This window comes from Thalassotalea agarivorans (assembly GCF_030295955.1).
In the GTDB taxonomy this organism is placed as follows: Bacteria; Pseudomonadota; Gammaproteobacteria; order Enterobacterales; family Alteromonadaceae; genus Thalassotalea_D; species Thalassotalea_D agarivorans.
In genome coordinates this window covers 3,189,346-3,202,862 of the sequence record NZ_AP027363.1, presented here as the reverse complement: position 1 = coordinate 3,202,862, position 13,517 = coordinate 3,189,346, and the positions used below count along the sequence as shown (strand labels likewise).

The window sequence follows — 13,517 nt, the reverse complement described above, 5'->3', positions numbered from 1 at the left end:
TTTTTTATAACCGTGTTGTTTCAGGTGCGATTAAACTTCGCCCTCTGCTTCATTCACTTCTTGATCAAACCATTGGCAAATGACTTGGTTTGCAGACTCTAATCCCGTTTTTTTCAATGACGAGAATGCCTGCACTTTTATATCACCACCAAGTTCTTTTAAGGCTTTTTTCACCGACAACACTTGTGAGGCTTGTTGCCCTTTTTTGAGTTTGTCGCACTTGGTTAGTAGTGCAAGTACCGGTAAACCGCTATCAACTGCCCAGTGGATAAGATCCATGTCTAAATCTTTTAAAGGATGGCGTATGTCCATAAGTACTACTAAGCCTTTTAAGCTGTCTCGCATTTGCAAGTACTCGCCAAGGGCTTTTTGCCATTTCTTTTTCATTTCTAGCGGTACTTTGGCAAAGCCATAGCCGGGTAAATCGATTAAACGTTTTTCAGGCTCAACCTCAAAAACATTGATCAATTGGGTGCGCCCAGGTGTTTTACTGGTACGTGCTAAACTTTTTTGGTTGGTTAGTGTATTCAAGGCGCTTGATTTGCCCGCATTTGAACGACCAGCAAACGCGACTTCAATGCCAGCATCGATAGGTAATTTTCGAATATCTGGGGCACTGATTGTAAACTTTGCTTTTGATAGTTTGATGGCTGACACGCTTATAAGAACTCCTTAACCATAGATCAGCGGCTATTATAATCGTATGCGACGAGAAAAACGAAATAATCACACTTTTTATAGGTTTTTTTTGTTTATGGAAGTTACACCGCAGAATATATGGTGTAAAATGCGAGGAATTTTAAAACTATACGTACGAATATCTTAGCTTTCTAAATAGCCTCAAACGGTTGTCTAGAGCAAAAGCATAATAGAGAGTAAATCAATGAAAACAGTCATCTTTTCGTTATTGTTAGGATTAGGCGCAATCGCTAGCGCTAATGCTGCAGAAGGTAACGTAGACGCAGGTAAAACAAAAGCGGCTACATGTGCAGCATGTCATGGTCAAAATGGTATTGGTATTGCCGACAACTATCCGAACCTTGCGGGTCAGCATGCAGAATACATTGTTAAACAATTAAAAGCGTTTAAAGATGGCTCCCGTGGCGACGCGGTAATGGCGCCAATGGCGATGCCACTTTCAGATCAAGATATGGCTGATTTAGGTGCGTATTTTGCAAGTTTAGATATGAGCGGCGCAGCAGCCGGTGGCGACACAGCAGACGCGGCTCCTGCTAAAGTTGAGTACATTGCCAATGCAGCAGCTGGCCGTGCACTATACGAAAACGGTGACGCAGCGCGTAATATTCCAGCATGTACAGGTTGTCATGGTGACAACGGCGACAGCAAAGTATTGATCTACCCTAACCTTTCAAACCAACATCCTGAGTACATTGTTAAGCAATTAACGCATTTCCAAAAGGGTGAGCGTCAAGATGCAGCAATGAACACTTATGCTTCATTATTAACGAATGAAGACATTGCTGATATCGGTGCATACTTTGCTGACCCAACGGTAGAACCTGCAATGAGCAAAGCAGTTGTAGCAGCTGAAAAAACAGTATTCGTAGGCGATGTACAAGCAGGCGAAGCGAAAGCAGCGGTATGTGCAGCGTGTCATGGCGATAAAGGTAATGCACAAGTTGCCATGTACCCAAGCTTAGCAGCACAGCACGAAGGTTACTTATTCAAACAATTAATGGACTTCAAAAAAGGTCCTGAAGGTCGTGACAACGCTATAATGGCGGGTCAAGTAGCTAACCTTTCTGAAGAAGACATGAAAAACTTAGCAGCGTACTTCTCAGCACAACAAAACACTCGCGCTAAAACAGGTGCAACAAACGCATTGGGCCAAAAACTTTGGTTCGGTGGTGACGAAGAGCGTGGCATTACCGCATGTGCTGGTTGTCATAGCCCAAGCGGTTTAGGTATGGACTTAGCTAAGTTCCCGTCGCTTAAAGGACAAAGCAGCGAATACATTAAAGCGCAGCTAGCATTATTTAAAACTGGCGGCCGTGCTAACGACCTAAACGGTATGATGAGAAATATCGCGATTAAACTGTCTGACGAAGAAATGGCTGCATTAGCAGAGTTTGCGTCGGGTTTATAAGCTAGATTAATAACATTTTAAAAGCAGCCAATAGGCTGCTTTTTTATGTTCAAAACTTGGTACTTACCTTGGTAATAAGTAAGTAGGGTATTGGTATTTGGTGACTTTTTCCCTTACACTCAGTTTTAATGGTTGTTTAACCGTCAAAACATTAGCGCTATGGCAGAATTAAAGGATGCTCATCAAGACTTAGTTGCATGCACTCATTGTGATGCACTGTCGCCAAAACCTAAACTTGCGCCCGGACACAAGGCTATTTGCAGTCGCTGTGACAACGTTCTATTGGTGTACAAAAAGGATTCAATAAACCGCACCCTTGCTATTGCCACCGCAGGGCTGGTGTTTTTCGTACCTGCCATGACCTTACCTATTATCGGTGTTGGCTTAGTTGGCTTGTATAACGAAGCGTCATTGGTAGAGTGTATTCAAGATCTCGTTGCCAACGATTTCCCCGTGATGGCACTTTGTACCTTTTTATTCACCATCGCAATTCCCTTTGTACGCTTGTTCACTGCATTTGTAGTAACAGTGTCTATCAAACTTGGCATGTATACGCCTGGCTTACTGCAATTTTTCCGCTCTTATCACACATTAGACAAGTGGGTGATGCTCAATGTGTTTTTGCTTGGCGTGATCATATCCATGTACAAGATTACCGATTTAGCTGAGCTATCCGTGGGGCTCGGGCTTTTAGCCTTTACCGGCTATTTAATTTGCTCAACCTTTATTTCCGTTACCTTTGATCCGCATTATGTTTGGGACAAACTAGAATATGAGCTCGCACGTACGAACCGCTAAACAACATGGCTTGGGCAATTGTCCAAAATGTTTGAAGCTCAATCGTATGATGGGGGCAAAACAAAAGTGCACGCGTTGTGGTGCGTACTTTTATATTCGTAAGCCCAAAGCGATGCAGTACACCTTGGCATGGACGATAGCGGCTATAGTGACACTCTTTCCCGCTAACTTATTACCCATGATGGTGTTTAACAAAGTAGGTAGTGGTGACCCGTCTAATATTATGGGTGGTATCATAAAATTGGTAGAAATGGGGATGTTACCGATTGCGATCGTGGTCTTTATTGCCAGTTTTGTCGTACCTATTGCAAAGATAACAGGTTTGTTAATTTTGGTTTTTACTGCTAAGTATAAGACTAAGGTACAACCAAAAACGCGGGCCAAAATATATGAAATCGTTGAATTTTTGGGTCCATGGTCGATGTTAGATGTATTTGTAGTTGCACTGATGGTAGCTGTGGTTAATTTAGGTTTTGTCACCTCTATAGAAGCAGGGGCAGGCAGTACTTATTTTACACTCGCCGTAATATTTACCATGTTTGCATCACAAAGCTTTGAACCTCGCTCAATTTGGGATGAAGAAGAGTATGACCGAGCAGGATAACGGCACAAATAATGTTAAAGTCTTGAAAAAGCCAGCTATATCAGCAGTTTGGCTAGTACCTGTTATTGCCTTAGTGTTTGGTGGCTGGATGCTGTTTAAGGCGATAAAAAGCCAAGGTATTTTCATTACAATTCAGTTTAATTCTGCCAGTGGTATTGCCGTTGATAAAACCCAAGTACGTTATAAGGGCTTGAAAGTTGGTACGGTTAAAGATGTTGAGGTAACTGATGATTTGCAGCATGTTATCGCAACGGTTGAGATGATCCCAAGTTCGTCAAACATGCTAAATGAAGACACTTTGTTTTGGTATGTTACCGCCGATATCTCTTTTGAGGGCGTTAAAGGCTTAGATACGCTGTTATCTGGTAGTTACATTAATATTCAGCCAGGCATAGATGAAGACGCCGATTCCGAGCGCAGCTTTATTGCGTTAGATGACAGGCCCGATATGGACTCCACCACACCAGGGCTTCATATTGTGTTGCAAACAAATACCTTAGGCTCGTTGGGTAAAGGCTCGCCTGTAACCTTTAAACAAATTCCTGTGGGGCGCGTTGAAGGTTATAGCTACAATCAAGATAACGACATTATTGACGTAAATGTCTTTATCAATCCTGAATATGCCAATTTAGTTAAAGAAAGTTCACGTTTTTGGAATGCCAGTGGCATTGAAGTAGAAGCCAGTTTAAATGGTGGTATTAATGTTAAAACTGATTCACTAGCCACCATCATTGCTGGCGGTATCGCTTTTGACAATTCGGAGTATGAAGCGCAGTTAGATCCTGCCCAAAATGGCTTTACCTTTGAGCTACACCCAGATTTTCAATCTGCCGAAATGGGGCACACTATTGTGCTCGAGCTGGAATGGAATTCAGGCGTCGATAAACACGCACCGATTATGTATCAGGGCCTAACTATTGGTCGTATTCAAGAATTTTCTCGTATCGATGCAGAAAAGCGCAAGATAGTGGCGAAAGTCAAAATGAATCCGCGCACAATTCCTTATTTAACCGACAACACGGAATTTTTTGTAGTATCGCCTGAGCTTGATTTAGGTGGCGTTACAAACCTACATTCGCTGCTAACAGGTAGCCATATTAGCGTCAGATTAAGCCCCTTGGGTGAATCAAAAGATCGCTTTTTAGTATATAACCACAAACCACCTTACCCTTATACAGAACCAGGTTTGCATCTGATCTTGGAATCGCACGTATCGACTAAATTAAAACCGGGTGCAGGCGTATTTTATCATCAGCAACAAGTGGGCAGTATCCAAGCGGTTGAGTTTCTGAACCCTAAAAAATCTATGGTGCATATCTTTATTAAGCCGCAGTTTCAAGATTTCGTAAAAGCTGATTCTCGCTTTTGGGATGTTACCGGATTTCGTATTACCGGCGGGCTGCAAAACTTTGAAGTGCAAGCAGATGCCATTCAATCGATTTTAAAGGGTGGTGTAGCCTTTGATGATGGATTAACAGAAACATCAACAGAGATTTCAAATGGCACGGTTTATCAATTGTTTAACAGTGAAGATACCGCGAAACAGCGTGAGTATGTGGAGTTTCAAATTGCTACCGCCAAAGATATAGCCGTTGGAACACGTATTATGTATCGCGGTGAAAAAATTGGCTCAGTTCATGAAATTCAGCGCCAAAAGGGGCTCGAAACAGTAATTGCAGGGCTTTATCCAGAGTTTAAACCTGTATTGCGTGAAGATAGTTTATTTTGGCTAGTAAAACCGCAAGTGTCATTAGCTGGGTTAACCGACACCGAAGCACTTTTTGGCGGCAGTTACATTAATGCCCATATTGGTGAGGGCGAGCCGAGCAACAAATTCATTATTACCATGCAAGCGCCAGAAAAGCCAACCTACTCAGAAGGTTTGCAACTTAAGTTGCAAGCGAAATCAGGTAACGTGGTAAATATTGGCAGCCCAGTCAGTTATCACGGCATTAAAGTAGGTCAGGTAGATAGCATTCAGTTAGATGATGAAGCAGAGGGCGTTGTCATTCACGTTACGGTTGATGAATTGTATCGTCATTTAATAACGAGTTTTACCCGCTTTTATAACGCAAGTGGCGTCACCGTATCTGGTGGGCTCACCAATTTCACGGTTAAAACAGAATCAGCAGACGCCATTTTAACCGGCGGTATCAGTTTTTATAATCCAGACAATATTCCTAACGCTAATTTAGTAGAAGAGGGAGAAAAGTTTCGACTGTTTAGCAGCTCGGCGCACGCTGAACTAGCTGGCCAAACTGTGACTGTTTACTTTCAAGACGTATCATCGCTACGAGAAAACATGAACGTAAAATACAACGACCAAAAAGTGGGTGTTGTATCGAAACTTGTGTTTGATGAAAGCCATTTTGGGGCGCATGCCATCATTTACTTGAACGATGCTGGCCGCAATTTTGCGGTTGAAGGAAGCCGCTTTTGGTTTGCACAGCCTGAATTTGGATTGGTTGGTAATAAAAACTTAGAAGCAATCGTCTCTGGTGGCTTCGTTGCGATTTTGCCGGGCGAGGGCGAATCAAAAACTGAATTTGTCGCCGAACCTTTAGCCCCAGTTACTACCGAATTACCGTATGGATTAAACGTTAAGTTATCTTCGCCAAAACTCGGCTCTATCAGGCCAGGTAATCCAATTTTGTATCGCCAAATTAAAGTCGGAGAAGTAATAGGCGTTGACCTATCAAATGATGCTGCAACTGTTGATATTTACGTTAATATCTATCAAAAATACAGTCCGTTGGTTACCGCTGAAAGTAAGTTTTGGAATACTAGTGGCGTTAAGATTGATGCCGGTTTATTTTCAGGTGTGAAGATAGATTCAGAATCAGTTGAAACGCTGTTATCCGGTGGTATTGCCTTTTCAACACCTAGTGTTGCCGAACAAGTCACCCAAGGCCACGAATTTGAATTGTATCCGCAGGCAGATGAAAGCTGGCAATCATGGCAAGCAGAAATTAATTTAGAGTAGCATAGCTAATTGCGATTAGTGACTTGTACCGCTCTAGTTACTTCTTGTGAGCACTATTAAAAAACGCTTTGGTTTCTTCTAATAAATCTATGTCTGTAATAACGCCTGAAATATATTTAGTTTGAGCCTTTGAGTTTATTAATAAGTAACCCAGTTCAAATTCGAAATTTGAAGGCTTAACCTCCACCTTTACGCCAAAACATGTATCAAGTTTTGATGGTAACTTTTCAACATATAGAGTCTCGATATTTATATCATTGAGAGCAGGGTAAATAGAGTTATAGAAATATTTAAAATCAGATTCAGCTTCAATTTCTGTTTTAGACAAATAAAAAATTACCATGCCAGAACATTGTTTAGCGATGGAGCTAAATGAGGATGATACTAGTATTAAAAATGTTAGAAATTTCATCTCTACTTCCGTTTACGCCTAACAGCTTATTAATGCGACCCTGCAAGGGTGTTTATGCCTTCAACGAGTGCACTTTTCTATAGTGAAAAGCATAGTAATTCAATCACTAATACAAAGCAAAACCACCTGATGGAATTCTACTCAACATTTAACTAATACAACGAGCAGTGCAACATAACCCATTCCCCATTGAGGTTTGCCGATAGTGTTTTTTGATGATCACGCATAAGTTCTTCATGGACGAAGAACAAGGTGAAATAGGACAAGGATGTGCTATTGAGACGGTGCGTCGACATCATTAAAAAACAATAGCGGGGTCGTCAAACCGAGTTGGGGCGTGGGGGTTAGGGACTTATTACCCTTAAAAATCTAACACTGTGCTTTGTAAATACGAAGTGCTTGCGGCGGGAGTTCAATGCTTTAGTCATCTAATGCTTGGAGGAGCAACAAAAAGCAGTTTGGATTTACAAGCACCCTTCGGGCAGCAACTACTTATAAAACCTATCTTCAGTATATCTTCGGACGTAGCTAGCTACAGACCATCGGATCTACTTTGCTATCTTTTTAATTAGTTGCTGCAGAGTCGATTTTTAAGGGTATTAAGTCCCTATCCTAGGGGTGTCACGTTACACCCCTAGACTATTACTCCTTTAGGAGTGATATATATTGTGATCAAAGCAAAACGAGATTCCGTGTCAGGCACGGAATGACGTTGGAGGTTGCTTGGTAAGCACGGAATGACGAAAATTCGTTGTTAGCACTTAGCACTTAGCACTTAGCACTTAGCACTTAGCACTTAGCACTTAGCACTTAGCACTTAGCACTTAGCACTTACCACTTAGCACCTATTCCCCAACTCCCGTAATCCCCTGCAACACCTTACTCGCCTCAACATAATCACTCGCCTCTGTAATCGCGGTAACAACCGCAATACTATCCACACCGGTTTGCCACACAGAAGGCGCTCGTTCAATACTAATACCACCAATTGCAACAACAGGAATATCAGCCTTAAGCGACAGGAGGTGAGTGAGTGTTTGCACCCCTTGAATTTGCCCCGTCATATCTTTTGTTTTGGTTGGAAAGATAGCGCCGACCGCTAGGTAAGATGGTTGCAGCTGCTGTGCTAACAAAAACTCGTAGCAGCCATGGGTGGAGATGCCAAGACGCAATCCTGCGCGATTAATTGCCGCTAGATCGGTATCTAACAAGTCTTCTTGACCAATATGCACGCCGTAAGCACCATGAGTAATCGCTAGTTGCCAATAGTCGTTAATGAATAGGCGAGTATTTGGATAGTCTTTCGCTAATTCAACCGCGCGTTTGATTTCAGCCTCTATGGTGGCCTGACTTTTATCTTTGAGCCTTAGCTGAATAATATTAAAGTTAAGCGGCAGCAACTTCTCAAGCCATTCAATACTGCCAATAACTGGGTAGATGCCCAAAGATTGGTTTGGCGAAAGGTTCAGTGGTTTAAACGCCGGTAATTGACTAAAGCGCTGCTGAATATTATCCACTACGCGAGGAAACATGGCGGGGTTAGTGGGAAATTGGGTTTGTTCAAAAGCGCCATAGTGCTCCATTTTGCCTAGGTTGGCATGCAGTCCCTGATTGATAAATGCTTTTGCTAGTGTGATTGCATCTCGCACTAGATAGCCTTGGGCTAAACAGGCGGCGACCGCACTTGCGAATGAACAGCCACCACCATGGCTATATCGTGTATTGATTTTATCGCTGCTAAGACAATAAACGTGTTCGCCATTGTCGCCGATATTGTCAGTGGCGTGATAACAGATATCGGTGCAGCTGTCGTCATCACTATGACCGCCCTTAATAATGACCGTTGATATGCCTAATTGCTTAAAAGCTTTTGCTTGTTTTGTAGTGTCTGTTTCGCCGGTAATATTTTGTGCTTCGCTTAGGTTCGGCGTAATGATATCAATGTAGGGATAAAAGCCCGTTGAAAAGGCTTGATTGGCCGTCGACATAACACCACCCACACTCGCTTGCCCCACGGGGTCGTAAACTACCAATATATCGTGGCGTGCTTTTAGATCTTTGAGTAAGTTGTACAACCATTTTGCTTGCTTGTCATTTGCGATCAATCCTATTTTAATCACGCGTGGGAATTTGTCTTCAAGCAAGGCTTGCGCTTGCTCTTCCAAAATAGCGATATCTGTGGCATTCACGGCATAAAACTGTTTACTATTTTGCGTGGTATTCGCGGTACTGATGGTGCACACTTCCACGCCAAAACTATGGCCGGTACGAAGATCCGCGGCAATGCCCGCACCGGCGCTACAATCGCTCCCCGAAATAGTCCAGATAATAGGTTTATCGCTCATGCATTAAGATTCCTGATGCCAAAAAGGCGTATCGAGTGTTGGCGTACTAGGATGCGCTGTTTGGCGCTGTTGCATAATGCCAGCAACATATGCGTTTTCACCAGCGCTTAGTGATTGATTGAAAGCCTTTGCCATTAATACCGGATTATCAGCAAGTGCTACAGCACTATTAAGTAAGATGCCATCGTATCCCATTTCCATCGCCAAACAGGCGTCAGACGGTTTGCCAATACCTGCGTCTAGTATCAGTGTAGCCTCTGGCAAGCGCATACGGATAGTTTCTAGATTGTATGGATTCATTAATCCTTTGCCGGTGCCTATAGGCGAAGCCCAAGGCATGATCACTTCGCAACCGAGATCCCAAAGGCGCTGACATAGCACCAAATCGTCTGTGCAATAAGGTAAAACGTTAAAGCCGTCGGCAATTAATGTTTTAGTGGCGGCGAGCAGTTCAATTGCATCGGGTTGTAAATTGTAGTCATCGCCAATCGTTTCCACTTTAATCCAGTTGGTTTGAAATATCTCGCGACTCATTTTGGCCAGCGTAATAACCTCTTTAGCGGTTTTACATCCGGCAGTATTAGGCAGCAAATGACCGTCTACTTGAGCCATGATTTCTTGGATATATTGCCATATCTTCTCGCCGCCTTGCTGTGCAGGATTTTGCCGTTTGAGCGACAAGGTCACCACTTGTGAACCACTCGCTAAAATCGCCTGCTTCATAATGTCTGGTGATGGATATAAAGCACTACCAATTAAGAGACGGTTGTTTAATTGTGTTCCATAAATAGAAAGTGACATTTTAGCCCCCTTGTATCGGTAGCATAACATCAATGCTATCGCCTGATTTTAGCTGCGTATGGTTATAGTCGTCACGAGCGACAAACTCACCATTTAACGCGGCGGCAAAAGTCGATTTTGCTTCAACGTATTGCTCAAGTGCGTCAGCCATTGTGCTGGTTTTACAAAGTGTTGTGGCTTCGCCGTTTATGTGAATATTAATCACAATCTTGTACCTGTATAAATTGGTTGTGTGGCAAGGTTGCTAAACTAATCTGTGAGGTTGCCATCGCCTCCACAAGCGCCGTAGTTTGTTCCATGATAATGGGCGCAATCAAAAAGCCGTGCCTAAACAAGCCATTAACGTGAATTAACTTATTGTTTCTTATCAGCTTGGGTTGATTATCTTGAAACGCTGGACGCAACGCGCTGACATGCTGTCTTATTTGCGCTTCTGCAAAGCCAGGGTGCACGCTGTAAGCAGCACTGAGTAATTCGAGTGCAGAGCGCACAGTCATCGGCCCTTTATCTTCACTTTCAATTTCTGTTGCACCAACCACATAGAAGCCTTTTGACTTCGGCGCAATGTAGAGTTGATAGCGAGGATGCATCAAACGAATCGGGCGACTAATATTGACCTCTGGCGCAAACAGTTGAAACAATTCACCTCTTACACCACGTAATGTGCTTAGTGAACTATTGGCTAAACCGTTATGCGTTTCTGCCGCATTAACGCCGCGACAGTCAATGATGATATCAGCCGTTATCGAGTATTGTTGCTCTTGCCTTTGGTATGACACCTGCCCTGATTTAGCGCACAGCGAAGTAACATCACTTTGTTCAAGCCAATTGATGCCGTAGCGCTGAAGTTGCTTTTGCAATGCAATCAGTAGGCGTCGATTACCTATTTGCCCTTCTTCGGGCAAATACAAACCCAAATTGAAGCTGCGTCCAAGTTCAGGCTCAAGTGCTTCAATGCCCGCCCTATCAAGGGTGTGCATGGGGTGCTCAGCATAGTGCTGCTGCAAGTAACGCTGTTGGCGCAAAAAATCACCCTTGTCTTGCTCATGGCACACCATAAGCGCCCCTTGTTGCTGAAAAAAGACAGGCTCGTCCAGCGATGCAACGAGTGCGGGCCACTTTTGCAAAGCAGCCAAACCCATAGCGACAATATTAGGCTCGGCTTTAAACGCTTCGCCAAGTGGTGTTAACAATCCGGCGGCAGCGTAAGCGCTACTTTGCTTGCCTTGCTTAGTGTCTCTATCTAGCAGGGTTATTTGATGACCTTTGCGGTGCAAATCTAGGGCGACGAGTCGCCCCATTAAACCGGCACCTACAATGACAATGTTCATCGTTTAAAGGGCTTTTCGGTATATTTCGCCACCTGTTTGAGTAAATTCCTCAGATTTTGCAGCCATGCCATCTTCCGCTTCTTCAAGCTTGGCAGCATAGTCACGCACATCTTGGGTAATTTTCATCGAACAGAACTTTGGCCCACACATAGAACAAAAATGGGCAATTTTGCCTGATTCTTGCGGTAAGGTTTCGTCGTGAAATGCACGTGCTTTTTCAGGATCTAAACCAAGGTTGAATTGGTCGACCCATCTGAATTCAAAGCGGGCTTTAGACAAGGCATTGTCGCGAATTTGCGCGCCAGGATGCCCTTTTGCTAGATCACCAGCATGCGCAGCTATTTTGTAGGTAACTAAGCCTTCGCGTACATCTTCTTTATTCGGTAAACCTAAATGCTCTTTAGGTGTAACGTAACAGAGCATGGCACAGCCATACCAACCAATATTAGCGGCACCGATGCCAGAGGTAATATGGTCATAGCCGGGAGCAATATCCGTGGTGAGTGGGCCTAAGGTGTAAAACGGCGCTTCGTGACAATGCTCAAGTTGTTCATCCATGTTTTCTTTGACCATATGCAGTGGCACATGCCCAGGACCTTCAATCATGACTTGCACATCGTGTTTCCATGCGATTTGAGTAAGCTCGCCAAGCGTACGTAGCTCAGAAAATTGCGCTTCGTCGTTAGCGTCTTGCAAGCACCCTGGGCGCAGGCCATCGCCAAGTGAAAACGATACATCGTAGGTTTTACAAATCTCGCAAATCTCTTCAAAGTGGGTGTATAAGAAGTTTTCTTTATGATGTGACAAACACCACTTTGCCATAATAGAACCGCCGCGCGATACAATGCCGGTTAATCGCTTAGCGGTCATAGGCACATAGCGCAGCAGTACACCTGCGTGAATAGTAAAATAGTCTACGCCTTGCTCTGCTTGTTCAATAAGCGTGTCTCTAAACACTTCCCAAGTGAGATCTTCTGCAATACCGTTTACTTTCTCTAACGCTTGGTAAATAGGCACTGTGCCAATAGGTACCGGCGAGTTACGAATGATCCACTGACGGGTTTCGTGAATGTAGCGACCTGTCGATAAATCCATAACAGTATCGGCGCCCCATTTTGTTGACCATACCAGTTTTTCTACTTCTTCTTCAATTGATGAAGAGACAGCAGAGTTTCCAATATTCGCATTTACTTTGATCAGGAAATTGCGACCAATAATCATTGGCTCAGCTTCGGGGTGGTTAATGTTTGCTGGGATGATTGCGCGCCCTTCTGCTACTTCTTTACGCACAAATTCGGCAGTAATTTGCTCAGGGATTTGAGCACCCAGCGGTTGACCTGGATGTTGCTGGCGTAAAATCTCTGATTTTACGTGCTCACGTTTTAGATTTTCGCGAATCGCAATATATTCCATCTCAGGGGTAATAATGCCTTGGCGAGCATAGTGCATTTGTGTAACGTTTTGACCAACTTTTGCGCGACGCACTTGTGGTAAATGTTCGAAACGAATGTGATCAAGCCCTTCGTCAGCTAATCGTTGCTGGCTATAGTTTGAACTTTGCTTATTGAGTGTTTCAGTGTCGTTGCGCGCTGCAATCCAGTCTGCTCTGAGCTTTGGTAGGCCTTTATGCACGTCAATGGCAACATCAGGGTCGGTATAAACGCCCGATGTGTCGTAAACGCAAATTGGTTCGTTAGGCTCAAATACTGGGTTGTCTTTACTTCCACCCACCAAGGTATCGGCTTGCGAAATCTCGCGCATACCAACGTTAATGTCGTGCAGCTCCCCTGCAACATACACTTTCTTAGAATTAGGGTAAAAATCGCTCTTAAGATTATTAATGAAAGCTTGTGCCTGTTGGCGGCTTTCTCGTCTAGTTGTTGTACTCATGGTCTCTCACCTGTGATGAAAATTATGCAGGCGGAGTATTGGCAGATGAATAGAAACAATAGCTCATGAAAAGCTACTGTTTGCTCTTGTTCCCTACGCAGATTTGGCTAGTTAGCCTACTCTGATCAGGTTCCACGGATCCCGCTTTCGCGATCTCAGCCTCTGGCACTCCGACAAGTGTTTAGCCACTCAATTTAGTGACTAGTCGATGCTGATTCTAAGGGCAATAGTTAGCGCACGCAAGCG

The 13,517-nt window shown here is 43.7% G+C and carries 11 protein-coding genes and 1 riboswitch; of the genes, 4 read left to right on the top strand and 7 right to left on the bottom strand.

The genetic code is table 11. The features are described 5' to 3' along the window. Positions 1-30: 30 nt before the first annotated feature. A complete protein-coding gene (yihA, locus tag QUD85_RS14675) occupies positions 31-663 on the bottom strand; it encodes a ribosome biogenesis GTP-binding protein YihA/YsxC (RefSeq protein WP_093328699.1) in 633 nt (210 codons plus the stop codon). Positions 664-883: 220 nt separating this feature from the next. Here yihA and QUD85_RS14670 point away from each other — a divergent pair, with 220 nt between their 5' ends. The 4 genes from QUD85_RS14670 to QUD85_RS14655 all read left to right on the top strand — a co-directional run bounded on the left by QUD85_RS14670 (position 884) and on the right by QUD85_RS14655 (position 6,492). Beyond that, positions 884-2,107 carry a c-type cytochrome gene (locus tag QUD85_RS14670; protein ID WP_218139585.1) on the top strand — a complete coding sequence of 408 codons (1,224 nt, stop codon included), beginning with the start codon at positions 884-886 and terminating at the stop codon, positions 2,105-2,107. 159 nt (positions 2,108-2,266) lie between these two features. Continuing rightward, on the top strand, positions 2,267-2,905 hold the full coding sequence (locus QUD85_RS14665) for a paraquat-inducible protein A (protein WP_093328697.1): 639 nt from the start codon (positions 2,267-2,269) through the stop codon (positions 2,903-2,905). Further along, positions 2,880-3,509, top strand: a complete 630-nt coding sequence (locus QUD85_RS14660; RefSeq protein WP_093328696.1) for a paraquat-inducible protein A — start codon at positions 2,880-2,882, stop codon at positions 3,507-3,509. Before QUD85_RS14665 ends, QUD85_RS14660 begins: the two co-directional genes overlap by 26 nt. Continuing rightward, positions 3,493-6,492: a PqiB family protein gene (locus tag QUD85_RS14655; protein WP_177168865.1), complete on the top strand. Its 3,000-nt coding sequence runs from the start codon at positions 3,493-3,495 to the stop codon at positions 6,490-6,492. The genes QUD85_RS14660 and QUD85_RS14655 overlap by 17 nt, the downstream gene beginning before the upstream one ends. 37 nt (positions 6,493-6,529) lie before the next feature. Here QUD85_RS14655 and QUD85_RS14650 read toward each other — a convergent pair whose 3' ends face one another. The 6 genes from QUD85_RS14650 to thiC all read right to left on the bottom strand — a co-directional run bounded on the left by QUD85_RS14650 (position 6,530) and on the right by thiC (position 13,271). Beyond that, complete coding sequence (locus tag QUD85_RS14650) at positions 6,530-6,904, bottom strand: hypothetical protein (RefSeq protein WP_143047937.1); 375 nt, start codon at positions 6,902-6,904, stop codon at positions 6,530-6,532. A gap of 845 nt (positions 6,905-7,749) precedes the next feature. After that, the gene (thiE, locus tag QUD85_RS14645; protein ID WP_093328691.1) at positions 7,750-9,249 is read right to left on the bottom strand and encodes a thiamine phosphate synthase; all 1,500 of its coding nucleotides are present in this window, start codon (positions 9,247-9,249) and stop codon (positions 7,750-7,752) included. Between the two features lie 3 nt (positions 9,250-9,252). Beyond that, a complete protein-coding gene (locus QUD85_RS14640; protein WP_093328690.1) occupies positions 9,253-10,050 on the bottom strand; it encodes a thiazole synthase in 798 nt (265 codons plus the stop codon). A gap of 1 nt (position 10,051) precedes the next feature. Beyond that, entirely contained in the window at positions 10,052-10,255 is a 204-nt protein-coding gene (thiS, locus tag QUD85_RS14635) for a sulfur carrier protein ThiS (protein WP_245732087.1), read from the bottom strand. Continuing rightward, the gene (gene thiO / locus QUD85_RS14630; protein ID WP_093328688.1) at positions 10,248-11,381 is read right to left on the bottom strand and encodes a glycine oxidase ThiO; all 1,134 of its coding nucleotides are present in this window, start codon (positions 11,379-11,381) and stop codon (positions 10,248-10,250) included. The genes thiS and thiO overlap by 8 nt, the downstream gene beginning before the upstream one ends. 3 nt (positions 11,382-11,384) lie before the next feature. Further along, positions 11,385-13,271, bottom strand: a complete 1,887-nt coding sequence (gene thiC / locus QUD85_RS14625; protein WP_093328687.1) for a phosphomethylpyrimidine synthase ThiC — start codon at positions 13,269-13,271, stop codon at positions 11,385-11,387. Positions 13,272-13,344: 73 nt separating this feature from the next. Next, positions 13,345-13,454, bottom strand: a riboswitch (TPP riboswitch). Positions 13,455-13,517 lie beyond the last annotated feature (63 nt).